Source organism: Bifidobacterium longum subsp. infantis ATCC 15697 = JCM 1222 = DSM 20088, from assembly GCF_000269965.1.
Classification (GTDB): Bacteria; Actinomycetota; Actinomycetes; order Actinomycetales; family Bifidobacteriaceae; genus Bifidobacterium; species Bifidobacterium infantis.
Map to the genome: position 1 here is coordinate 930,296 of NC_017219.1, position 23,567 is coordinate 953,862.

Below are 23,567 nucleotides of genomic sequence, written 5' to 3' on the forward strand. Positions count from 1 at the left end.
ATCCATGGCTGGGTTCATGAAAAACGCGATGTCCTATCTGGGCATGAGTGACGTTGTGGACGATGAGGACGACTACATCGAGGAGGACGAGGAGCAGAAGCCGGCTTCGAAGTCCGCATTTGATTCCGACCATACGGTCACGCCGCTGGCGTCAACCACCGCGCCTGCCGCATCGTCGACTACCAAGCCGTTCCCCGGTGGCCGTGTGAACAGAATCACCACCATCCATCCGAAGTCATATGAGGATGCTCAACTGGTCGGCCGCGCATTGCGTGACGGTGTTCCGGTCGTACTGAATCTCACCGGTGTGGCCGAAGCCGTGGCATATCGCATCGTGGACTTCTCCGCCGGCGTGGTGTTCGGCGTGCGTGGTTCCCTCGAGCGTGTCACTCCGCGCGTGTTCCTGTTGAGCCCGGCGCAGGTGAACATCAAGGTCGAAGAGCCGACAAAACCAGCCTCGGCACACGATTTGTTCGCTGACTGACCGGTTCAGTAGTTTTCGCATTCGACGTTATATCGGTATTCGGCCGACTCCCAGCAAGGAGTCGGCCGATTCTTATTGTGCTCCGAGCAAACTTTTCATGCGCGGTTGTTAGTCTGTCAGCATGCTTTCCTTAGTGTTCTCTCTGATCGGCCGCATTCTTGCATGGCTCATTAACGCGTATATCACGGTTCTGTTCGTGCGCATGATTCTGGACTGGGTCTCCGTTCTCGCACGAAACTGGTATCCACGTGGTGTGGTGGCCCAGCTGATCAATATTGTGTATTCCATCACCGAACCCCCTCTGCGCTGGCTACGTCGCTATATTCGCCCATTGCCGCTCGGTTCGATTTATCTTGATGTCAGCTTCATTGTGCTGTATTTTGCGCTGGTGGTACTGGAAAGTGTTGTTCTGATAGTGTTCTGAGGCCGTTTTTGACCCGCCGGAGGCATATATCTGGCATAAAAACCCACGTCGAATGTTCTGAAACGATGGGGTCGTGATAGCATTCTGACTTGAGACCAACGTAAGTGCGGGCGATGCCCCAAAGCGAGGTGCAAGATTTATGGCTCTGTTGACGCCGAAGGATATTAAGGAGCACACCTTCCAGACTGTTCGATTCAAGGAAGGTTATGATGTCGACGAGGTCGATGACTTCCTTGATCAGGTCACGGAAACCGTCGAGGCTCTTGGACGTCAGGCGGTAGCCGGCGGTCAGGCCACCCAGACTCTGGGTCCTGACGTGACCAACCTTAATGCGAAGATCTCCGATCTTACCGGTCAGGTGCAGCAACTCCAGTCGGAGAATGCTGGTTTGAAGAACGCTGTGGCTCAGGCCCAGCAGGCCGCTCAGGCTGGCAATGATCAGGCGGCACAGCTTGCCTCTGCCAAGCTCAGCGAAGCCGAGGAATCCAACCGCGCGCTGTCCTCCCAGAATGAGCAGCTCAAGGGTCAGGTCGATCAGCTGAACGCTCAAATCGATCAGCTCACCGCCCAGGCCGCTCAGGCCTCCGGTAACCAGGAAGCCGTCGGCCAGCAGATCGCCGCCATTCAGCAGGAACGTGATCAGTTCCGCGCGGCCAACGAGGAGCTGTCCCGTCAGCTCGCCGCTGCTCAGCAGGAGGGTTCCGCCGCTCAGCAGCAGTCCGCTCAGATCGCTGAACTGTCTCGTCAGCTCGAAGAAGCCAAGCAGCGTGAAAACCAGCTTCGTGCCCAGGTTTCCAAGGTCGAGCCGAGCACTGAGACCGGTTCTCTGCAGAAGATCGCTGGCGTCGCTTCCATGCCGGGCACCGAGCCCGAGCGCGCCACCGCCATGCTGACCCTGGCTATGCAGCTGCACGATCAGTACGTGGAGAAGGGCAAGAACAAGGCCAAGGAAATCACCGAGGCCAGCCAGAACAAGTACAACGATTTGGTCACCAAGGCCAACAACTACTCCGAGCGTACCCGCTCCGAGGCCGACGACTACTCCACTCGTACTCGTTCCGACGCCGACACCTATTCGGATCGTACCCGCTCCGAGGCCGACGCTTACCGTGACCAGATTCACGCGGATGCCGAGACCTACTCCCAGAACACCCGTTCTGAGGCCGACGCATACTCCGTCAAGACTCGTCAGGATGCGGACAACTACTCCAAGTCTCAGCACGATGACGCTGACAACTACGAGAAGGAAGTGCAGCAGCGTGCCGCCGAGTACGACAAGAACACTCGTTCCGCAGCTGATGCGTACGACAAGAACACCCGCTCTGCAGCCGATACGTATGCCGAGCAGGTGCGCGACAACCTTCAGGCTCAGTCCAAGGTCGTCGAGGGCAACATCCAGAGCCTCAAGCAGTTCGAGACTGAATACCGCGCCCGCCTCACCGAGTACCTCGGCCAGCTGGCATCGCAGGTTTCCGAGTCGAACAACTACGTCGACCAGACCTCGTCCAAGACCAACTGAGCGTAGGCAGGTACAGGTCGTATGACGAACCAACAGGGACGGCTGCGCACTCGCGTGGCCGTCTTTGCATGTGTGGCCGCGGCTGCGCTGATTGTCGATCAGCTCACCAAGGCTTGGGCGATGGCCGCGTTATCCAACGGTCAGACCATTCGCGTGATTCCCGGACTGCTGTCCTTCACCTTGGTGCGTAATCCGGGCGCGTCCTTGGGCATGGGGTCAGGCGCTACTTGGGTAATCAGTCTGTTGGCCGTTGTGGCTTGCGTGGCCCTTGCTGTGGCTGGGGTGCGCACTATCTCCATGAAATGGTCGGTGGCGCTTTCTTTCGCGTTTGCAGGCGCTCTGGGCAACCTGATTGACCGTGTTATGTACGCTGACGGCTTCCTCAACGGCAAAGTGGTGGATTTCCTTAACTATGGCTGGTCCGTTGGCAATGTGGCGGATATCTATCTGGTAGTCGCCGGTGTGGTCCTGGTGATTCTGATTCTTATGGGGGAGCCGTTCTCCCACAAGGATCTTATCGAGCAATCCGACGAATCCCTACAGTCTGAGCCGGAGGCGGACGCCAAGTAATGAGTCGAATGGTCCCTGCTCCCGATGCATTGGTGGGTAAGCGTTTCGACGTAGCCGTGGCCAAAATGCTGGGTATTTCACGATCTAAAGCCGCCGATCTGGTTGACTCCGGACAGGCGCGCGTTTTAGGGCGTGAAGTTGCGCGGTCCAGCACGTTGCAGGCGGGGGAGACCGTCGAATTTGATTTGGCGGAGGAACAGGCCGGGCCTGAGCCTATCGCAACTGATATGGCTGTTGTCTACGAAGATGATGATGTCATCGTAGTCGATAAGCCTGTAGGCGTGGCGGCGCATGCCTCGGTTGGCTGGACCGGTCCCACGGTATTGGGATCGTTGCGTGATCGTGGCGTGCATATCGCTTCCTATGGTGCGGCCGGGCGTGAAGGCATTGTTTCTCGCCTTGATGTAGGCACTTCCGGCTTGATGTTGGTGTGCAAGTCCGACCTTGCGTACACCGAGATGCGTCGGCAGTTCGCCGAGCATGAGGTAAAGAAAACCTATCATGCGCTCGTGCAGGGCGGTCTTAAAGAGAACAAAGCGACCATTGAGGCACCGATCGGGCGCGCCAAAGTGTCCGATTTCCGCTTCTGCGTGACTCCGGCCGGCAAACCGGCCGTTACGCATTGGGATGTGTTGGAGCGTTTCGGCCATGAGGCCACACTGGTATCCGTGAATCTGGAGACCGGACGTACCCATCAGATTCGCGTGCATTTCTCCTCGATTGGGCATCCTCTGTGCGGCGACCCCATGTATGGTGCCAATCCGGTGCTGTCTGAAGCTTTGGGACTTGACCGGCAGTGGCTGCACGCCATGAAGCTCGAATTCCGCCATCCTCGCACCCGCGTCTGGACCACGGTCCGGTCCCAGTACCCGGCCGACCTGGCCGCCGCCCTCGATGCCATGCGTGCCCGTCACATCGAACCCGCTGAACCTGCCGAGCATGCCGAAGTTCTGGTGGACTAATTCCGCAACGTGTGCATCATGCGTTTTAATATTTAGATTCAGTTCCAGCCTCGCCGGATTCATCCCAGAATAACGAGAGATCGGTCATGATGGCTCTCCGTCATGACCATACCCCAAGTGACTGCGGATGCTGAGTACGAGTATTCGTGGCCGTCATCAATCGATGGTGGTCATTGGGATTCGCGCCATGTACTACGCAGTATGTTGTACGCTCTGCCTGGCTGTTGAACGAAGTCCACAAGAAACAGTAGATACTAGGGCGGCCAGCGGATTAGCAAGACATCGGTTGGTGAGGACTGCTGACATTGAACTCCGACGGATGAATTGAATACTCATATGGTATCCGATTCTGAACAATTGAGTGGGGGCGTTGATGGTTGCCATCGTTTGAGCTGGCTAAATGCGATTTCGCGCCACGCTGTTTCAACAACGGTAACAACAGCTACAGTTGAACTATGCATGGGTTGAAGAGTGCGATTGACAGGGGAGCGGACGCGTGGGCGCGTTCGCTGCCTGGGCGCGTGCTCGACCGGTATGTGTCGCGGCGCGGCCCCCTGCTGGCGAATGGTCTGGCATATGGTCTGCTGTTCGCCTTTTTTGCCGGCGTCTGGATTGCGGTGAGCGTGTTCGGCCTTATCATGGTCGGCAACATTGATTGGCAGCAGATGCTGATTGACGCGGTGCGTGAAGTCATTCCCGGTGTGGCCGACTCGTTTCTGACGTCTTCCGCGCTAGGCGCCATGTCAAGCGCATTGACGTGGACCGGTCTGGCCACGTTGGCCATATTCTGGTGGACAGTGACCGGCTGGATGAACTCGCTGCGCCACGCCGTACGGGCCATGTTCGACGACTGCGGCGACGAGCTCAATATCGTCGTCGCAAGGTTACGCGATACGCTTGCCGCCATCGCCATCGCAATACTGTTCATTCTTTCGACCGCGGCCGGTACGGTGTCCGGCGGCATCGTACGCCGACTGCTGCAATGGGGCGGCATCCCCAGCAGTTCGTTGCCCGGCATCGTGCTTTTGGAGATGACCGGTTTCGGTACCGGTGTCGCGCTGAATTTCGCGTTGTTCATGTTGCTGCTGCGCGTGGTCTCCCACATCAAAGCCGGACGATTCACGATACTCGGCGCGTTACTGGGATCTCTGACGGTTTCCGCAATGCAGCTTCTCGGTGCGCGACTATTAGCCGGAGCCTCCCGGAATCCGATGCTTGCCCCGTTCGCCGCGTTGATCGGCGTGCTCATTTGGTTCAACCTCGTCGCCCAGGTCATTTTGCTCTGTGCCGCCCTCATTGCCGAGTGCCGACAAAAGAGCTGAGCGTTGGTGAGAATATAGCGGGACTAGCTAGTCTCGATACTTTTCTAGCAAAGATTCGCCAGTATCTCGCAGCATAATGCGTAAGGATTGTGGTTCAAGGACTTCAATGAGGCGCGAATCGGCATATTGCAATGCCCACCACAAGGTCGCTAATTCGTTGGCCATGATATGCACGTCGTATTCGTTGGCGCTGATTTGAGTGACCTTGGCGTTGTCGAACCAGTCGTACAAGGGCTCCAGCGTGCCGGTAATACGCAGGTGAATCGGTACTGCTGCGCCGTCCATGGGGTAAGGGCGTTCGTCCATATGCTCTTCGATGTTGAACGGCGTTCCCGGAATCGGACTGAAGCTATCCAGTGAGCGATTGAGCGCATGATCAGTCTCCTCGACGTAAAGGTTGCGGAAACGTTCTACGTGCAGATACGAGAGACTGTCATGCTGATGCATGTGGCAAATCAGATAGTATTTGTTGTTCTTGTACATCAGATGGTACGGATCGGCTTGGTATTCTTTGATTTCACCCGCATTGTCGCGGCGAGGAACCAGATTGCCATCAATGTCATAGGTGCAGTAACGGAATCGAATTACTCGTTCGTGTTCGATGGCATCGTTGAGCATTTCGATATTGTTGAGAAACTCGGTGTTGTAATTCTTTGGCGTAGTGAGCTGCCTCAGACCGCGCAATTGGCCCGACTTGCCCGCGAACGTATAGATTTTGGCGATAAGGTCGCTCAGATATTCGCTGTCAGACCGTGATATTACCGCGCCGTCCGCAAGCAGACGCATCTGGGCCGTATCAAACACCGGTTCAATGTACCATCCCGGCTTTGGATCAGCGCTTTCAGCAGAGAGCAGGTCTCGACGCTCCAGATGCTCCACCCGACGGCCGAATGGTTGCATGTCACGCAACGCCTTGAGATGCCCTCGTACGGTCTTTTCCGAAACGCTGATGCGCTTGCTGATCTCAGTGGCAGTAATCCCGTGCTCGCGGTCTGTATGCGCATCCAGCAGTTCGAGAATCTCGATGACAATCTGCGCAGTGGAAGGTGTTGCTTGTTGCGATGAGACGGCCATCATGTTCCTCTCGCTGAGTATCGAGACTGCTTCAAGAACCAGTAGATAATTACCGTTGATTGTAGCGCGGCAGGAAACTGAACATGCAGCCGATTCGAATTCGAAGCAACCATGACTATGGAGGCGGTGCTCTTATGCGGGATTTCGTTAATTTGCATGTACATAGTGACTATTCGCTGGCAGATGGTGTCTCTACTGTGAGCGAGCTGATGAGTGAAGCGCAACGATTAGGTCAGCCAGCAATTGGTCTGACTGATCACGGCAGTGTCGGCGGTTTGATGGAGTTCTGGAAAGCAGGACGTCAGCGAGGCATTAAGCCGATTTTGGGTGTTGAAGCATACGTAACGCCAGAAACTGGCCGCACGGATACGAGATGCGTATCTTGGGATAATTCGTGGAAAGAGAGGAATACTCGAAGAAGTGTTACTTGTGTGCCTCATGATCCTTATGATGTCAGCGGTGGTGGGCTGTTTACTCACTTGACGCTATGGGCAGAGTCCGATGAAGGTCTTGTCAATCTCATGAAAGCATCTTCCGTGGCGAATCTCGAAGGTCTGGTCTCGCGTTATCCTCGCATGGATAACAATGTCTTGTCATCATTTGCAAAAGGACTTATTTGTGGGTCGGGCTGCATGTCTGGAGCCATTCCGACAAGATTGTTGCTTGGACAATTTGATGAAGCGTTGCGAATGGCCGGTGAACTACAGGATATTTTCGGTCGAGATAATTTCTTTATAGAAATCATGGATCATGGTTTGTCCATTGAGCACCAAATCAGGAATGATCTAGTGGAACTGGCGAAACGAATTAATGCGCCGTTAGTCGCAACTAGTGATGTGCATTATGCAAAGCGTGATGACAGTCTAAAACATGATGTGCGTATATGCATTGAAACAGGTGATGTGATGGATGGTCCTCATCGTTTCAAGTTTGAAAGCGAGGAGTATTATTTGCGTTCATCTGCGGTTATGCGGTCTCTGTTCTCCGATGTGCCTGAAGCCTGCGACAATACGTTGCTCATAGCAGAGCGGTGCGATACCGGATTTTGTGTAGCGGAAGATGGCTCATTAATGCCGCAGCATGTTGGTGCTGATGGCCGAGCGTCGAGTGAAATTCTTCAAGGGGAAGTTGAAGGATGGCTGCAAACGAAGTATGGAAGCATACCGGATTCAGTGTGGAATCGTGCTCAACACGAAATGGCTGTGATTCGTGAAACCCATGCTGAAGAATACTTGATGGCCGTCGCATATTGTACGAATCGATTGCGAGAAGAGGGGCATTTGGTCGGGCCCGGGAAGGGGATATTGGCTCGCAGCCTTGTCGCCTATGCGCTGGGGATTAGTGAGATTGATCCCATCGAATACGATTTACCCTTTACTGATTTTCAAGATTCAGTCTTTCCTACAGCTGTTTTGCAAACGGAACGGGGACTGTCCAGGCGGGTATTGCAATATCTATGTGACCGATATGGGAATGGTTATGCAGCTGCTGTAATTGCATACAGCCGTTTTAACGATGCCAAGGCAGTGAAAGATGTGTCGCATGTATGCGGATATCAACGGTTCTGGGATGCATCCTCGGCTGAGGTTTGGTTGCAGGATAACGCCAAGAAGTCTATTGCGGATGGGTTGAAAGACTGTATATATGACTGTTCCGTTCGCAGTGATGTGTTGGCTCTTTGCAACAAGCCCCTTGCCGAAGTAACGTCCATTGTTCGTTTTCCTTCGGGGGCAGAAAGCACCGCGTTTGATGCAAAAGGCTGTGATGAACTTGGGCTTCCTCGTCTCCGTATTGCAGGTTCGAGAGTTTTGCAGGTGGTGCAGGATGCCCTTCGATTCATACCGGATTGCAATGTGCCGCAAGTATGGGACGATTCTTGCAGTTCGTTGGATGAGAGCCGTGTGTATGACTTACTGTCCGCGGGCTATACGGCCGGTATTCCATTCTTGGATGGAATGAAGAGCGAACTGATGCAGCAGAAGCTTACCTCTTTTGCGGAGCTAATTGACATATGCCATAGCAGAGGTGCCGACCGCGCAGATGCTGTTGCTCGTGCAATGTTCGCATACCGTGTCGCCTATGTGAAAACGTTATACACAATCGAATTCATGACCGCAATGTTGAATAGTTATAACGAGGATGGCGCTAGAGCGAAACTGGAAAGTATATTTGAAGAAATGTACTGTTTAGGTATTCATGTAAGAATGCCAAACATTAATCAATCTCAATATTATGCGACAGCGTATTCCAGTACCGGTGACGATGAGAAATCGGCATATGGAATTCAGCTCGGTTTTAATGCGATACGGGGCATTTCGGAACAATTGGCAGAAGAAATCGTTTCAACCCGTAATAAGGGCAGTGCCTATCGCAGTTTTAATGATTTTATACGTCGTGTTTCATTGGAACATTGCAATGCAGGGAATGTCAATTACCTCATTAGAGCCGGTGCTTTTGATTGCGTCAACCCCTGCAGGAAGGCTCTTGCCCAATGTGGCAATGACCTTATCGAGGCGGAAAGGCAATACAGAGCAGCACAATCCCATGGACAGGGTGATTTATTGCAGGATGTAATGGATGCAAGTCCTTGTGCGCAAAAGAGTACAGATGAAGTCGTCCCTAATGGTTCGGATTGGGATCAAACCACTCGGCAACAGCTCCAGTGTGAGTCTTTCAAATGGCCAATAGGACGTGCGATTGAACAATATGTGTGTGCTTAGACGGCAATGTGATACTACGAAATCACTAGGCTTGCGTAAGAGTGCAAAGTGTCATGCGCGAAGTCCCGGATATTTGTTGCGTCAGTTATATGCTGAGAACAGATACAACTCACTGGGGAGGGTAAGGTATGAGTGTCATGGTGATACGGCCCGAGCGAGGGTGTGATGACATTCATGCCCTGATTGATCATGTCCTTTCTGATGGTGCCGGATGTACGGAAGCAGATTTTCCGGATAGTTGCCGTGGGCGATTCGTTATTCTGACACCGGCAAGCTTGCGCGCATATGTGGAAAAGCAAGTACTGCAGTCGATGGTCCGACCGGAATTCCGCGAACGTCTGGAACCGGGGATGAATGTGGGTGTCCATTCTCTGGCAAGCATGATGAGCTCGATTATCGGCAACCAGGATTATGGAAGGTACATTCGCCCATCAATCAGCATGATGTCGCTGAGAAATTACGTAGCGAAGTGTCTGAATGATAATGAATCGTTGCGTAATCAGGTTGGTGACTCGTTTGAGGCTATTGACCAGTTCACCAAGCAAATTGTTGAATTGCATAATGATGGGGTCAGTGCTGAAGAGGTGCTTGCTCTGGCCGCTCATCAGTCGAATGCTCGACTTTCGGTGCTTGGCTCTTTGCTGCAACTGGTGGAGCAACGGTTAGGTAAACGGTATACATTCCCCGGAGCCGCCCATGAAACCATATGTGCATGGGCACAGCGGCATGGGAGTAATCGCTGGTTCTATCTGTACGGTTTCGCACACCTCAACGCTTCGGAGATGAGGATAGTTCATACACTTGCGCAATACGTGCATCTGACGGTGATGGTTGGTGCCGGTTCTGATCCGGATTATCTGGAAGCATTGCAGAGACGCGATGATGGAAACCGAAATACGCTGTCCAGTATTTTCGCTTCATCCGCTTCTACATCAGTGTGTGCGATGCCGGATACTACTGCCGAAGTGCGCTATGCGGCAGCGTCCATCAAGAAGTTCATCGCGGACAATCCAGAAATTTCATACGGTGATGTGCTGGTCACCTCACGAGACCTTGGTTCATATCAAGCCCAAATTGCATCGGAATTCACGTATCAGGGGATACCGATTAATATTGCCGCGTCCAGTACGATGCTTGACCATCCGTTCGCTGATGCGATTCTGGGACTGCTTGATTCCGCGACCTACGAACTTCAACCCCAGTCCATCCTGCGCATACTGCGTTCCGGTATCTTCAGCCGGTATCTGAACTTGACTCCAACGGCAATCGATGACATTGAAAATCAGCTGAACTCCAACAATCCGGCAACGGTATGGATCGATACAGACATACCGTTCGCTGCACATTTGCAGAAGATTCGTTCGCTGATTCAGCAAGCCGCTGATGTGTTTCGGCCGCGGCCTAGCGCAACCGTGCGGGAGGCTCTAGGCGGGATGGTTGGTTTTCTTACCGAATACGCCCAAACCATTGAAGGATCCGCGCCAGTTTGGACCGTCATCATGAATGCGTTTGACGACATGGTTCAACAGCTCGGTAACGATTATTTTGCTGAATATGTAGGAATCTTTGCTAGAAATCTAGCTTCGACGCTCGCCGCGCAGTCAATCGATTCGCGTCCGGTCTCCGCCAGCGCCGTGGACGTATTGCCGATGTCATCGCCTTTACATCCATACAGATATGTGATTGTTCTGGGTTGCAGTGAATCTCAATTGCCTGCGATTCCGCATGAGACCGGTCTGCTCGATGACGGCGAGCGGCTGGATTTGTCACAGTTCCTGACTTCCCAAGGCAAGACTTTGGAAGCGTGGAATGTACTTTCCGGTACGGTGGAACGTAGGTCCGGGCAAGAACCGCTATGGTTTAACGGTGTTGTTGCCAGCGCAACGCAGCAGTTGTCTATGACCTATCCAAAGAGTCTGCGTAACGCTGCACAAGCATGCTCGCCATATATCAGCCAATGGGAGACGGGTACATCGGATACGAGCGAAATCATCGGAGCGAGCAAACGCGCTGTGCCGACCGTTGAAACAGAGTATCGTCCCCTTGACCGCGAACTGGCATATCGGTTGTTCACTAGGCCGGATTATGTGCATCGCGTTTATCGCACTCATGGTGCAGATCCTTCGATCTCGACTCGTGTGTTCAATGCATCGGTTTCGGCAATAGAAACGTACTATCGCAATCCGTATGAGTATTTCCTGAAATACGGATTGAAAGTTAACGTGGCAAATGCGTTCGCTTTTGATGCCGCGCTTGAAGGCACGTTCTATCATGCAGTGCTGGAACATGCGGTCAATGCCTGGATCGAGCGACACAAGAACGAACGAGATTTGAACGGCTTACCACCTCAGCCCACTGCACCAGACATGCAAGAGCTTATCGCCGACTATTCCAGACTGGATCGAGGCTGCAATCAGTGGACGGTGCTGAACGAAGACCCGCGTATGGAGGTGCTGCGGTCCAGTAATCGTATGCGTATGATTCATCGTCAGCTGGTCGATACGCTGATGGATTTTGCCGTCGATGCTGCTGCGCAACGTGAGGCATTATCGTCCGCACAGACGATGCTTACGCCTACGTGTGTAGAGCAAGTATTTGGCAACGTTGGAGGAACGACCGGTGCATGGCAGTCGCCATATTCAGGGGAACAATTAATCGGTAGGGCGAGGGACAAGGAAATCCCGGTTGCATTGCGTATCAATGGCAAGGTCGACCGCATTGATACGGTAATTCGCGATACCAATATTTCGCGAGAGAGCGCCGGCATTGTTGTGCTGGACTATAAGTCTTCTGCCCGTACGTTGTTCGGCAAACCGTCTCGCAATGATGGCGGCCGCGCTTCAAATGTGTACTACGGCCATGAACTTCAGCTGTTTACGTATGCTTCTGCCGCCCAGCACAACTCCGGAATGCCAGTAGCAGGCATGTTCTTTCTCCCGATTAAACCCAGCGCAACCATTCGAGAACGCATCGCGCTGAATAACCAATACAACATGTTGCCGAGCGCAGACGATGGATCAACGAGTCTGTTCGATGAGCCAAGTGACGATTCAAGTGCTCAGAACATGCGCATCAGAAACGTATGGCGAGGCTTTGATATGCCGAACAGTGGCGTGCTTATAGGAGAATCCGACGAAACCGGCATCGGTATCGAACAACTGAGTGCGGAAGAATTTCGTGGCATAGCGGATTATGTGCACGGGAAAATAGTGGGTGCCTGCCAGAACATATTGGACGGCAAACTGCCGGTGCGCCCTTATCGTTCTTTGGTTGACGGCCGTGATGGTCTTGCCTACAGCGATGTGGCCGACATCATGGCGTGGGATGTGTTGAATAGCAACATATTCGAGGTGGAGACAGCAGTGACATTGCTGGAGCTCAAAGAAGCGGCTCTTCATATGAATAATACATCTGAAGGAGGCAAGGCATGGTAGAACATGTTGATGCATTACCTAGGTCGGAAGATGCGGATAATCTCTCGGACGATTTTCCGACAAACACCATGCCTTACGTCATCAGCGCATCCGCAGGCACCGGCAAAACCACTCAACTCTTGCAGGATATTCTGCTGGACTTGCTGAACCGTAATGCAGACGAAGCGCATTCATCCATCCGCGAATCGTTAATTATTACTTTCACCGTTGCCGCAGCCGCAGAAATTCGCCGGCGCTTGGAACAGAACCTGCAGTACGCCATTCTGTATGCGCGGCGCAATCATGGATGCCAGCCGGGTTCACTCGTGCTCTTGGATACGGACTATCAATTAGGTGGAGACGACAGCGAACTGGCGCGTACGATTCTGCACGATTGCCACCATGCGCAAACCGTATTCTCCGTTGCCTTGAACGATCTGCCAACCGTGCAAATCAGCACTATTGATGCGCTCTCCAAAAGAATCGTGGATCGCAATGCCGATACATTGCCGGTGGCTCCAGGATTCCAGATTCTTGCTGATGATGCCATGAAGAACCGGCTGAGAGGCCAAACACTCGACGCGTTATTCGAATCGTGGTATGACGAGCGCAACTCAATGCACGCGCGGTTCATGGATGTGTTGGACAACATGCAAGGGCCCCGGCATGATGGTGACTTGCGCGCCACCATGATGAGCCTGTATGACAAGGCACTCACCAAGCCCAACCGCATCGGTTGGCTTAGCCGGCTCGCCGAACCATACCGGTTCAACATTGCGTCGCTGAATCAGGTCGTTGGTGGTGAATACGGCAATGAATATTTGGACCGTTATTTTCGAGGCTGGATTGATATGGCAGAACATCCTCTTGCCGAATTGCGATCGTGTCTTGATGAGGCGCTCGCCAGCTGCCACGATGCGCACACCGCGCAGCAAGATACGGTAGTCAAATCATTGCGGATGATATGCGATTTGCCTCAGTACTTGCGTAGCGAATCATGGAATGCAGTTCGTGCTCGTGTTATCGATGCCAATCCATTGGACGTACTGCCCAAGCGCATTACTGTCGGCAAAACTGCCATTCTTAAGAGTACGGCAATCGCCGTACCCAAAGACAGTGAACTGGGCCGTCGATTGGCGGAAACGGTGCGGGGCATTAAAGGGATCGTTTCTGATTTGCAATCGAAACTGGCCTTTACCGCTGAACAAGTGGACTCGCTTGATGAGGTCGCTGCGCGAAGACTCGAAGGATTGATTGCGCTCATCACCACGTTCGACCAGCAGTATGCGCTTGTGAAACAGCAGGAGTCCGTAGCGGAGTTCAGTGATGTGGCTTTCTGGGCATTGGATGCCATGCAGCAGCCTGACGTGGCCAAGCGTATCGGTGCTCAGTGGCGATATATTTATGTGGATGAATGCCAGGATAATAACGCCCTGCAGAATCGATTCATTCGCGAAATCAGCCGAAATGCAGCCAAACTTACCATGGTCGGTGATGTGAAGCAAAGCATTTATGGGTTCCGTGATGCCTCGCCGGAGGAGTTCGGCGATATCTGCAATAGTGTTACGGATGCGAGCCATCGCCGGGAATTGTGGGTGAACTATCGATCGGTGCCGGAAATCATCACTTTTGTGAATACGGTATTTGCCCGACTGATGACGCCGAATATGGGTGCGACCGATTACCTGAAGGAACAGTTGCAAATCGGCTCGGCAAAGCAAGCTGGTAAACCATTCGATGCAGAAGCCATTGAATTGTTGGTGAGTAACGCGGCACCTGACTTGAGTGCTGATGTTGTGGCTGATGAAAACGGCACTGACACTGCACCGACAGTTCGCGCCGGCAAGGACGAATTACAGGTGGACATGATAGTGCGCCGTGTCCAGGAGCTCTGCGAGGGGCCTCGCGCGCAGTATTCATATGGGGATATCGCGGTGCTGGCTCGTGGCGCTACTCATTTTGCCGACCTGGCTGACCGACTATATCGTGTCGGCATTCCAGTCGAAGTACAGGGCGTTGGAGACCTGTATCGTCAGCCGGAGATACAGATCGCCTTGGATTGGTTGCGTATTATCGCCAATCGTCATCAGGATGTGCCGTTGGTTGCGGTGCTACGGACTATGGGGTTCACGGATGATGATTTGGCGCGGATTCGTCTGCATAACAGAGGCTGGCTATTTGACGTTATGCGGCGGATTGCTGAGAGTGGGGGAGAAGCTGATGAATCGGCTGTTCTTTCTTCTGATGTGTTGCTTGCAAAGATATCGGCATTCCTGCGAATCTATGATGCCGCATGCGATTATGCGCGAGTTCACTCTCTGTCTGATTCGTTGTGGCATCTCTATGCCGTTTCTGGCTTGTTCGATTTCGCAGGCAATATGCCTGAAGGTGAGCGACGGCAGGCGAACCTGCGCTTGCTTGTAGAAAAGGCTGATGCATTTGCTGTAGCTCAGGAGCGTGGATTGCAACCATTCCTTGATGCCGTAACAATGTGGTCCGCGAGTGGCTCCGGTGAAGAAGCTTCAACAGTGCCTACCAAAAACGCCGTGCATATCATGACGATTCATAAATCCAAGGGATTGCAATGGCCCGTCGTGATACTCATGGGTGCCAGCAATAATCTGCTGACCGGATCGAGAACCGCTGTCGTTCGCACGATTGCTCATCAGACAAGGAATGAGGATGGGGCTGTTGCCGAATATGGCGAAGGTGCCTTATCGTTGGTTGACCAACGTAACCATGTTCGAGTGGATACTTTCCAGCGCGCAGTGATTGATTCGCGGGCCAAGGAGTTGGAGGCGGCAGAGGAACTTCGTTTGCTCTATGTGGCGATGACTCGTGCCGAACGCAAGTTGATTATCGCGGGATCGTACCGTCCAGGAAAGAACGATGATGGCAATCTGAATTTGCGTACGATGGCTCAAGGCATCGCGCTAAGCGGCGATGGACGCACCATAGATCCACGAACGGTGGTCAAGAATAGTGGTAGCCCCAATTATCTCTATTGGATTCTAGGATCATTGCTGGCGTCTGGAGATGCGGATGATGATTCGTCTGCGATTCTTCGCCCTAATGAGGTCCGTGCGTGGAATCTTGCTGCGGGACTACAGGAAACAGCGCCGGCTATGGCGGCGACGGGCAGGGCCATTACGATTCGATTCTGCAGTGCTGCGCCTGAGCCGACGACCACTATGAATGAGCGAACGGACGGGTATGGCTATATCAATAAACGTATTGATGTGACTGGTTTGCGATTGCCTGATGAGCCTCCGCGCATGCCAGTGGTAGTGAGTTCCTCCAAGGCTCGCAGCTGGATGATTGATGATGCGGAATCTATATCTGATGACACTGATTCGCTGGCTGTATTGCCGTCTGATGACGCGGCTGCGCCAATTGCCATGCTGGAAGACAATCTAGATGATTGGAAGCAAAGGCGGGAAGCGCATAGTGGGTTCTTTATTCCTGACTTTATGAAGAAGGTATCCGACGTTGAGCCATCTGCTTCGGAGGTGGGTACTGCGGTCCACAATGTACTGGAACTCTTTGATTGGGGTACTGAGCCGTTCCGTGAGCAGTGCGAAGCCGAGCTGAGAAACATTGTTGACCGTCTGGAAGCGAATCATGTCATCACGCCGCAAGTGGCTCATATTGTGCTGACTCGCGAGCTGGAAGGCTTGCTCTGGTTTGTCACTGGAGAAAATTGCCCGCTATCGGCGCAAATACGAGCTCATCGGGATACTCTGTTCCGGGAAGAGCCATTCTCGATGTTGATTGAACGTAACCGGCTTAATGCCAAGGTGAACGGTAGCGGCATGGCTGGTGGCGTGCCCAACACGAAGAATGACAGCGGCAACGTTGCTGAGCAATGTGACGACACAATCGTGGTCCGAGGTATCATAGACGGCTATTTCCTTGATCCAACCGCCAAGACCATCACCCTCTTCGACTACAAAACCGACAAAATGCGCCCGGGTGAAACAGTCAAAGACTGGTCTCAGCGTCTCCGCACCGAATACGCTCAACAACAAGCTCTCTACGCCGAGGCCCTAGAACATCGCTATTCTGGATATGCTGTAGTACGGCGATGGCTTGTAGGGCTCATTGGACACAGGATTATTCACATTTCGTGATCAATGCCGGGGCCTCGGTAACTGACTCGTTTTCAGCTAAACGTTAGTAGCTTGTTCATCTTCAATATTCCGGTAGATATCTACTGTTGATTGCTTGTCGTGCATATTGTGAGGAGTATTGATAGCTCTCGATAAGGAGTCAAAATGGACAAGCAAGAGTTGCAGATGGCGAAAAAGTTAAACGCTGGTTTTCGGGTATTGGATGATATATCTGATATGAATTCTTCGTACATACATGTTGATTGGTCCGATATCAAAGCGGCGATGGGCGGCAACGATCTGGCTTGGTCCGGCGCTGGCCAAGCAGAAGGTACGGATGGAATAGTTGAGGCCGCGAAGCGCGCAATGGCATCATTCTCAAATGATTCGTTGAAGATGATGAACGCCGTCTGCATCTCTTTCGCTTGTTCGGCTCATGAAAAACTCCAGAAAGTAACGCGTGCTGTGGATGAGATACGTGCCTGCGTTCAACCTGATGCCATGATTGTTTGGGGCATGATGTTCGATGGCCAAATTGATTCGGGCGGAGAGGTCACAGTAATCGGATTCGGTCGATGCTCGGACAGTGTTTGATTCTGCAGCTGCTGATTGCCTAATGAAGGAGTTGATTAGCCGTGTCCGTGACCATGAACGTAATCCGGGATGAAGGTAAAAGAATTCCCATTGAGCTTGCGCGAACGCTTTATGGCGAAATCGGTGTTGCAATAGAGAAGTATTTTGAGCACCTGACATATATGGAGCATTTTGGTGTGGCCCTATGTCAGTTTAATCTTCGTCCTTCTGACAGCGCGAATGAATATGTTGCTGATTGCTGCGTGTTGCAGGCCGATGTGAACGGAAAGGCGACTGCTGATTTTCAATCTGCTTATGACCGTGCGGCCATCGCCATTTTGATGTCTTTGTGCTATGCGTTTCAAAGCTATCTAAATGAGAGTAATGGTCTTGATCTGCAGGATGAGAATGGGAGAGGGGTTGGCTGCTGTCCTCTTGAAGTTGGAGGTGACGTTGGTGCTAGGTCATTGCCTCCTGGCACTTTCGCTCGCTTTCAATCTTGGTCTGACCGCTTGTGTTATGTATTTCCTAAATATGGGATATCGACAATACAATTTAGTTGTGGAAGCACTCATTGCCGCATTGGATTAGATGAATTAAAGATGCTCGCTCAGTTGAGTAGTGCACGAAGAAATATAGATGATTGTATGCTTCGTTTCTCTGAGTATAAGATAACTGGCGCGCGTTGGGTGAATCATATATTCACGGAGAAGACGGATTGCGATATTCATATACGAGTGCTCAGTGATTTGACGAAGGATGTGTCTGAGTTCTGTATCAATGAGATTATTGACGGTCTAAACCTTTTGATGAAAGCCAATCGGAGCTGGCCCAAAGTGGATACCGAAAGACATGAGCTTCGGATTATACATTGTGAAGGTGGTGAAAGATCTGGGTTCGCTAGCGCGGCTCTGGAATGCGATAAAGGGTCCAAGAAACGCCTTTATGATATGTTGGAGCTAATCCGATGTATCCTGCATGATCCGCCATACGCATATGTTTGGCATATAGCGGATGCCTCCAAAGAAACGGGCATAAAGAAGGCGGAAATAGTCAGAGCTTCACAGTGCATACCTCTGTATTCGGATAAAAGATATATGACTGTGTGGAATATGGCGTCGCCGAGCAACCTGATAGAGATGCTTAGCCGGTGGGGCGGTTTGTTACAGAGATTGTTCGATCATTATGGTTTAGAACGAATTAACTTTGATTGTATGATACAGGATCGCAGAATTTGTAGTTTGTTGACCCTGGACAGAGAGGCCCTTACGATCCTGAGGTCTTTACAATTCCAGACTGTTTCTCCTATTAGCCGCGTTCAATGGCGCACGATGATCAGAAATAGCATCACCGCCGCATAATTTCCTCTCGCAAGATTGGATTTTCTCAGTAGTTAGTTGTACTTGATGGTTCATGATAGTTCAGAATGTTGCTGACATATAATGGACCGATACGTTGTTGGCGAGTGGCTGGCCCGGATTCAATTTGTAAGTGCAATGCTCGTCTTTGGGTGGCTTGTCCTCGACATTAGCTTGCCGAGCTCGCGGTACCAAGCCTCGTTGGGTGTTTCCCAGTCCGGGACCTTCATGGGGGGTGTCGTTGATCTCCTGGACGATGGCCTGCAGGTCGGCGTCCGTCAGGCCGTCGAGACTGGTCCTCTTGGGCAGGTAGCGGCGGATCCGTGTATGTGTTCAATAGGGAGTTGAGGTTTAGGTGTTGCGCTTCTATTTAGAACTCAGGAAAACAGCAGAAGCCTCAAAATCTTGTTTAGAGGGAGAAAACAGAATGGCGAAACCATCACGTTCTTCACCCCTCAGTCGAAGATGCATCCGCAAGGTTTTTATTGGGTTGATATTACAGAAGAACAAGCCCATGTTCTGAGCGAAACCGATAAAGCCCTTGTTGTGCTCCGCTTGAAGAGTAGGAACATCCTCATGGTAAAGTGGGAGGTTCTGAAATCATATCTAACTCAGGAATGTAAAAGATACAACGCCAATGAGTACAACCATTGGAAATTGAACATCTATACCGACCACATTAAGATCAGCGGCAACAACAGAGAAATACCCGCCAAGGTTTGGCATTTCAACGCTGAAGTGTAAAGAAAAGCCATAGCTGTCACTCTCTCGCCTGGAGTTGTCGCTATGGCTTCTTTGCTTACTCAATGTTGCAAGCTTTTTTCAAATGGCCAAGCATTTCTTCTTCATGCGCCTTGTACGCCCTTTCCTTCCAGTAAAGGCTGGCTGGTTTGTCGCCGTTTTTTTCTGTCAGTTCACTCATAATGCGAAGTTTAATACTCCCCTTGACTATCATATCCTTAAATGTACTTTTCTTTGCTTCCGGAGACATATTAGAAAATTTGGAGTTCACATTTCTCTGAATGATACAGAGATTTCCAAACTGGTCAACACCATCCTTCCATTGCTCGAATGTTCCCTCAGATGGATTCTGCGGATACCAATGCTCTACGGAATTTCTAAATTCAAAAACAAAGTCGCTGTATTTCTTCTTCTTTCCGTTCCGGTCGTCATTCCACAGCAAGTAATCCAGGTAGTTAAAGACAATATGCGGAGTATTGACACCCATCGCATACACGCCGTTCGAACAAACCTGAAAGAAGTTTTCCCTTACTGCATCAATAGCGATGTTTTCGGCAACTTTATCAAACTTTGTAATGGCATCATTTTTGATATTCTTGCAATCAGCTTCCGAAAGCCATATCAAGAGTTTGGTAATCCAGTGCATTACCTTTGGGGAAGTGTAGGAAACACGCAAGGCGGACTGCATCATAATATTGGTCTTGGTTCGCCAATCATTTGTCCATTCGCCGGAACGGGTGAACTCGGAGTTCCCGTAATATGCTTTCTTCTTCGATTGCTGTCCGGAAACATACAGGCTCTTCAAGCTCCATTCGCCATCAGCGCTGTCATTTGCGTACTCTCTCTTTATGATGTACTTATCGAACAGGTATCTGGTTCTGAGCAGGCAAATAATAAACCCTCTGGCAAAATCTTCTTTGCTGTCTGCGATCCTGCCGGTATCCGTTATGCCGCAGGATACAACTCTGTTGAACGCATCAAGGAGCTTCTTATCATCCAAGAGTTCATCCACGATTTTTGAAGTTGCTATTTCATGGGTGACACCGTAAAGACTCACATAGACCTTCAGCGTATGCAGCAGGAAGTATGGAAACTCAATAACACTTTCAAAGCGAACACGCACATCACCATCCACATAGCCTTCATCATCTTCAACCTTGAAGTTCTTTTCGATCAGGTCACAGATTTTATGTCCGGTGGTTTCCTGTGTCGTTCCACTTATAGCCTTTTTGTATTTCTGCCAGCTGTTAGGCGGCATACTGTTCCATTCGGAGCCGAAAATAGCCTCTCTTACCGCATTGTTCTTGCTGATGAAGTGCATCTGCACATAGCCGGTCATATCGCTACAAGCATCCCATATCTTTGCAAACAAGCCCTTCTCAGAATCATCACTCAAATAGCTCATAAGCGTGGCCTTTAGAATGTCGTGTTGCTCTAATTGCTCACCTCTGGTGTTCATTATCTCATAATAGCGGTTCAGATCGGTATTCTCCGGAACCTCAATCCGATAGACGATAATTTTAGCCAGCTTTTCCATAAAGCTTTCCCTGTCGAAATGATCCTTTGTCAATTCGTGAGATAGTATCCTGATGCCCCTTTGGATTCCCGGTTCAATCCGATCCATATCGATCTTGCTGCGGTTTTCGAGCAGTAGTTCTTCAATGTTTCTTAGGGTATAGTTCGATTTTTCTCTACACGCAAATGTGAGTGTGGGCTTTGTTTTGATTCCAAGGCAGTTCAGCAGCAAATACAGCGAGGTAAGCCGCTGCTGGCCATCCACTACTTCATATCGTCCGAACTGCTTGGAAACGATCAAGGAGCCAATGTAGTAATTGGAGTCCTCCGCAACATCGTTAATATCCTCAATCAGCTGGGTGAGTTGCTTGTCCTCCCACGCATAGGCTCTCTGGTATAGAGGGATTATGTACTCCATATCTGTGTCGAACATATTGCCGTTTTCACCAATAATATGAAGTTCAGTTACTAATTTGCTCATTCCGCACCTCCATATCCATTGATTTCTTTGATCGTGTCATACAACAAGTCTATCCTATTGGATGGGCTGTCCGGTCCTCTCCGTACCTTTATCTGCAATCCGGATATTTCGTGGTGCATCCGGGCAAAGCTGATCTTGGAGAAAATACCGATTGTGTTTGTATATCTGGAATTTTCGTCACCGATAGCGTACTTGTTTACGCTGTCAAACCCCAGGGTCTTCATATCTACACGGAGCATAAACGCCCAGGAAAATAGCTTCTTGACTGCCATTTCATCGAAGTTATGGAACTTGTCGTAATAGCAAAGCAGCGCACAATAAAACAGATTCTTCGTGTATCCGAAACCGGCAGAGCCGAACTTTACTTTGTCCATTTCTTCCGGTGTTTCTACATCCTTGCCGCCGCAGATAACCAGCTTAATCTCCTTGAAACGGGGATTGTTGCAGATCTCCGACTTAATATCCTGGAGCAGATACATATAATGCTCGACCATTTCAAAGAAGTCGTTGCCGGAAATAAATGGCTCGGTAATCTGGAAATACGGCATAGCTCGGCTTGCCCGTCGTGCGTAAGAATAGGTTGAGCTTTCTGCGATACCTTTATAGGTGTCGATTTCCTTGGCTATGAACGGTTTGCTTTTAATGCCTCGGCTCCAATTCAAGATTGGAAACAAATATAGATCAAACAGCTCTTTGATCTTCTCAGTATCCTTTGCTTCCCATTTTGTAACAGCGTGTTCCATTTCATAGGGATACTTTTTCATTTCACGGAGGTGGTACGCTTTCAGAAGGTCATGCGGGTCTAATGCCTTACCTCTTGTATTTTGTGAATCGAAAAGCTGGAACGCTTCGGTTACTTTGTCTACGCAAACAACGACGACCTCTAAAATATGCTCAAAGGCATGGATAAAGTCCCGTTTTACATCTTCGCTCTTTAGGGAGAACCACTCTCTGATAAACGCATAGTTCCTGTGAATGTTGAACTGGCTCACCTTGTTGGTGAAATCTATCTGGAGAATCGAACACTCAAATCCCGGTTCAAGGCATTGCTTTAGAAGCACCAGAGAAATGATTCTCTGCTGCCCATCCACCACATCGTAGGTGTCATTCTTTGTTCTGTGCAGGATGATCGTTCCGATACGGTATTTGAACTCAGTTCTGTATCTGTCCGCATCACTAATTGCATTGGTGATGTCTAGGAATAAATCGTCGATGTTTTGAATATCCCACTTGTACGGCCTTTGATAGTCCGGAATATTCAGATTCATGCTCAACAGTTCATTTACGCTCTTAATTTCAGCCATGCCTTTATCTCACCTCGGTTCCGCTGCCATTATCAAGTTCTTTCAGTCGCTCCAGCCATTTCCGGATACTGCCATCTTTGAAAAATCCAAGCAAAGCACCATCACAGAATCGTTCTGCCCGGACAGCTCCGGTGATCAATGCCATGATGCACTGTGCATCCAGATTCGATACATCTGCGGTGCTCATAGACTTGCTTCCCCATTTAAGGCCATTCTGATTCAGAATGTCACCGTAACGGTTCAGCTCCATGTCCTTGTTATGGTCGATAAAATCATATATATCATCGATAAAATGATGCACCATATCAGAGTAGCTTACATATGGCATCTGAATTGGATGTTCGAGCGTTCCATCGTTTTCACGGTCAATAACCCAAGAGCCAAAACTATCTCCGTCAAGGATACATATATACTTGACCAGACTATCATATTTACTCATTACTTTTGAGGCTTCTGCTGTTTTCGTGGGTTAGATTGCGGGTTGTGGGAGTCGGACGTCGAGTCCGCCGCAACGGAGCATGACGAGTGCTATGAGGTTGGTGACGTGGTGGAAGCCGTAGGCCATGCGGATGGTGACCTTGATGCGGTTGTCGGACGCCTCGAGCCTGGCGTTGGAGTAGCCGAGTTGGATGGTCCTGAGGATGTCCGGGCGCCGTCTCCTGATCCTCCTCGCGAGTTCGACTATCTCGGGGATACGGTTGTGGGACGCCCAGAACACCCAATGGTTCAATTCCGTCTTGGCTTGGTCGCTCATCAGCCACGCGCACTCGGACTCGAAGTCGCGCGTGAACCGGCTGCCCGGTTCCGCCCACGGCACGGACGCGACCACGACCCCGCACCCGGGACAGTCCACGCGCGGCATCATGGCGACCAGTTCGACCCGCCAGCAGCCGAAATCCCGATGACGCCAACGACGCACGCCGCCACCTTGGTCGTAACCATGACGACGTCTGCCACAGCGGTGAGCATCGGAGCATGCCCCTGCGCGGGCGCACACG

General features: G+C 51.0%; 16 protein-coding genes and 1 pseudogene. 11 read left to right on the top strand and 6 right to left on the bottom strand.

All coding sequences use genetic code 11. The annotated features are described in order from the left end of the window. Positions 1–4 precede the first annotated feature (4 nt). The 6 genes from BLIJ_RS04055 (at position 5) to BLIJ_RS04080 (ending at position 5,281) form a co-directional block, all read left to right on the top strand. Positions 5–484, top strand: a complete 480-nt coding sequence (locus BLIJ_RS04055; protein WP_007053320.1) for a cell division protein SepF — start codon at positions 5–7, stop codon at positions 482–484. A 121-nt stretch (positions 485–605) separates the two neighbouring features. Then, positions 606–908 carry a YggT family protein gene (locus BLIJ_RS04060; protein WP_007054068.1) on the top strand — a complete coding sequence of 101 codons (303 nt, stop codon included), beginning with the start codon at positions 606–608 and terminating at the stop codon, positions 906–908. 139 nt (positions 909–1,047) lie between these two features. Then, a complete protein-coding gene (locus BLIJ_RS04065; protein WP_012577183.1) occupies positions 1,048–2,427 on the top strand; it encodes a DivIVA domain-containing protein in 1,380 nt (459 codons plus the stop codon). Between the two features lie 21 nt (positions 2,428–2,448). Continuing rightward, the gene (lspA, locus tag BLIJ_RS04070) at positions 2,449–2,997 is read left to right on the top strand and encodes a signal peptidase II (RefSeq protein ID WP_012577184.1); all 549 of its coding nucleotides are present in this window, start codon (positions 2,449–2,451) and stop codon (positions 2,995–2,997) included. Beyond that, positions 2,997–3,959, top strand: a complete 963-nt coding sequence (locus BLIJ_RS04075; RefSeq protein WP_012577185.1) for an RluA family pseudouridine synthase — start codon at positions 2,997–2,999, stop codon at positions 3,957–3,959. The genes lspA and BLIJ_RS04075 overlap by 1 nt, the downstream gene beginning before the upstream one ends. Positions 3,960–4,414: 455 nt before the next feature. After that, a complete protein-coding gene (locus tag BLIJ_RS04080) occupies positions 4,415–5,281 on the top strand; it encodes a YihY/virulence factor BrkB family protein (protein WP_012577186.1) in 867 nt (288 codons plus the stop codon). A gap of 27 nt (positions 5,282–5,308) precedes the next feature. On the opposite strand, the gene BLIJ_RS04085 is transcribed toward BLIJ_RS04080, so the two are convergent. Further along, the gene (locus BLIJ_RS04085; RefSeq protein ID WP_007057559.1) at positions 5,309–6,355 is read right to left on the bottom strand and encodes a helix-turn-helix transcriptional regulator; all 1,047 of its coding nucleotides are present in this window, start codon (positions 6,353–6,355) and stop codon (positions 5,309–5,311) included. Between the two features lie 83 nt (positions 6,356–6,438). Here BLIJ_RS04085 and BLIJ_RS04090 point away from each other — a divergent pair, with 83 nt between their 5' ends. The 5 genes from BLIJ_RS04090 (at position 6,439) to BLIJ_RS04110 (ending at position 18,531) form a co-directional block, all read left to right on the top strand. Next, positions 6,439–9,075 (top strand): PHP domain-containing protein, encoded by a 2,637-nt coding sequence (locus BLIJ_RS04090; RefSeq protein WP_012577187.1) that lies wholly within the window; start codon positions 6,439–6,441, stop codon positions 9,073–9,075. Between the two features lie 128 nt (positions 9,076–9,203). After that, entirely contained in the window at positions 9,204–12,509 is a 3,306-nt protein-coding gene (locus BLIJ_RS04095; RefSeq protein ID WP_012577188.1) for a PD-(D/E)XK nuclease family protein, read from the top strand. Then, entirely contained in the window at positions 12,503–16,618 is a 4,116-nt protein-coding gene (locus BLIJ_RS04100; protein ID WP_012577189.1) for a UvrD-helicase domain-containing protein, read from the top strand. The genes BLIJ_RS04095 and BLIJ_RS04100 overlap by 7 nt, the downstream gene beginning before the upstream one ends. Positions 16,619–16,762: 144 nt before the next feature. After that, positions 16,763–17,191 (top strand): FtsZ/tubulin family protein, encoded by a 429-nt coding sequence (locus BLIJ_RS04105; RefSeq protein WP_007054079.1) that lies wholly within the window; start codon positions 16,763–16,765, stop codon positions 17,189–17,191. Between the two features lie 41 nt (positions 17,192–17,232). Continuing rightward, a complete protein-coding gene (locus BLIJ_RS04110) occupies positions 17,233–18,531 on the top strand; it encodes a hypothetical protein (protein ID WP_007057560.1) in 1,299 nt (432 codons plus the stop codon). A gap of 119 nt (positions 18,532–18,650) precedes the next feature. On the opposite strand, the pseudogene BLIJ_RS15360 reads toward BLIJ_RS04110, so the two are convergent. The 5 genes and pseudogenes from BLIJ_RS15360 to BLIJ_RS14965 form a co-directional block, all read right to left on the bottom strand. Then, positions 18,651–18,852: pseudogene (locus BLIJ_RS15360) on the bottom strand (IS30 family transposase); the annotation flags it as partial. A gap of 475 nt (positions 18,853–19,327) precedes the next feature. After that, positions 19,328–21,265: a DUF262 domain-containing protein gene (locus BLIJ_RS04125; protein WP_012577191.1), complete on the bottom strand. Its 1,938-nt coding sequence runs from the start codon at positions 21,263–21,265 to the stop codon at positions 19,328–19,330. Next, positions 21,262–22,569: a DUF262 domain-containing protein gene (locus BLIJ_RS04130; RefSeq protein WP_007054857.1), complete on the bottom strand. Its 1,308-nt coding sequence runs from the start codon at positions 22,567–22,569 to the stop codon at positions 21,262–21,264. The genes BLIJ_RS04125 and BLIJ_RS04130 overlap by 4 nt, the downstream gene beginning before the upstream one ends. A gap of 4 nt (positions 22,570–22,573) precedes the next feature. After that, positions 22,574–23,008, bottom strand: a complete 435-nt coding sequence (locus BLIJ_RS04135) for a DUF6508 domain-containing protein (protein ID WP_007057562.1) — start codon at positions 23,006–23,008, stop codon at positions 22,574–22,576. Between the two features lie 30 nt (positions 23,009–23,038). Next, positions 23,039–23,488, bottom strand: coding sequence for a transposase (locus tag BLIJ_RS14965; protein WP_007054859.1), 450 nt, complete (start codon positions 23,486–23,488; stop codon positions 23,039–23,041). Positions 23,489–23,567 lie beyond the last annotated feature (79 nt).

Coding starts and splice junctions, on each gene's coding strand:
- BLIJ_RS04055 (WP_007053320.1), top strand. CDS start 5: ATGGCTGGGTTCATGAAAAACGCGATGTCCTATCTGGGCATGAGTGAC.
- BLIJ_RS04060 (WP_007054068.1), top strand. CDS start 606: ATGCTTTCCTTAGTGTTCTCTCTGATCGGCCGCATTCTTGCATGGCTC.
- BLIJ_RS04065 (WP_012577183.1), top strand. CDS start 1,048: ATGGCTCTGTTGACGCCGAAGGATATTAAGGAGCACACCTTCCAGACT.
- lspA (WP_012577184.1), top strand. CDS start 2,449: ATGACGAACCAACAGGGACGGCTGCGCACTCGCGTGGCCGTCTTTGCA.
- BLIJ_RS04075 (WP_012577185.1), top strand. CDS start 2,997: ATGAGTCGAATGGTCCCTGCTCCCGATGCATTGGTGGGTAAGCGTTTC.
- BLIJ_RS04080 (WP_012577186.1), top strand. CDS start 4,415: ATGCATGGGTTGAAGAGTGCGATTGACAGGGGAGCGGACGCGTGGGCG.
- BLIJ_RS04085 (WP_007057559.1), bottom strand. CDS start 6,355: ATGGCCGTCTCATCGCAACAAGCAACACCTTCCACTGCGCAGATTGTC.
- BLIJ_RS04090 (WP_012577187.1), top strand. CDS start 6,439: ATGCAGCCGATTCGAATTCGAAGCAACCATGACTATGGAGGCGGTGCT.
- BLIJ_RS04095 (WP_012577188.1), top strand. CDS start 9,204: ATGAGTGTCATGGTGATACGGCCCGAGCGAGGGTGTGATGACATTCAT.
- BLIJ_RS04100 (WP_012577189.1), top strand. CDS start 12,503: ATGGTAGAACATGTTGATGCATTACCTAGGTCGGAAGATGCGGATAAT.
- BLIJ_RS04105 (WP_007054079.1), top strand. CDS start 16,763: ATGGACAAGCAAGAGTTGCAGATGGCGAAAAAGTTAAACGCTGGTTTT.
- BLIJ_RS04125 (WP_012577191.1), bottom strand. CDS start 21,265: ATGAGCAAATTAGTAACTGAACTTCATATTATTGGTGAAAACGGCAAT.
- BLIJ_RS04130 (WP_007054857.1), bottom strand. CDS start 22,569: ATGGCTGAAATTAAGAGCGTAAATGAACTGTTGAGCATGAATCTGAAT.
- BLIJ_RS04135 (WP_007057562.1), bottom strand. CDS start 23,008: ATGAGTAAATATGATAGTCTGGTCAAGTATATATGTATCCTTGACGGA.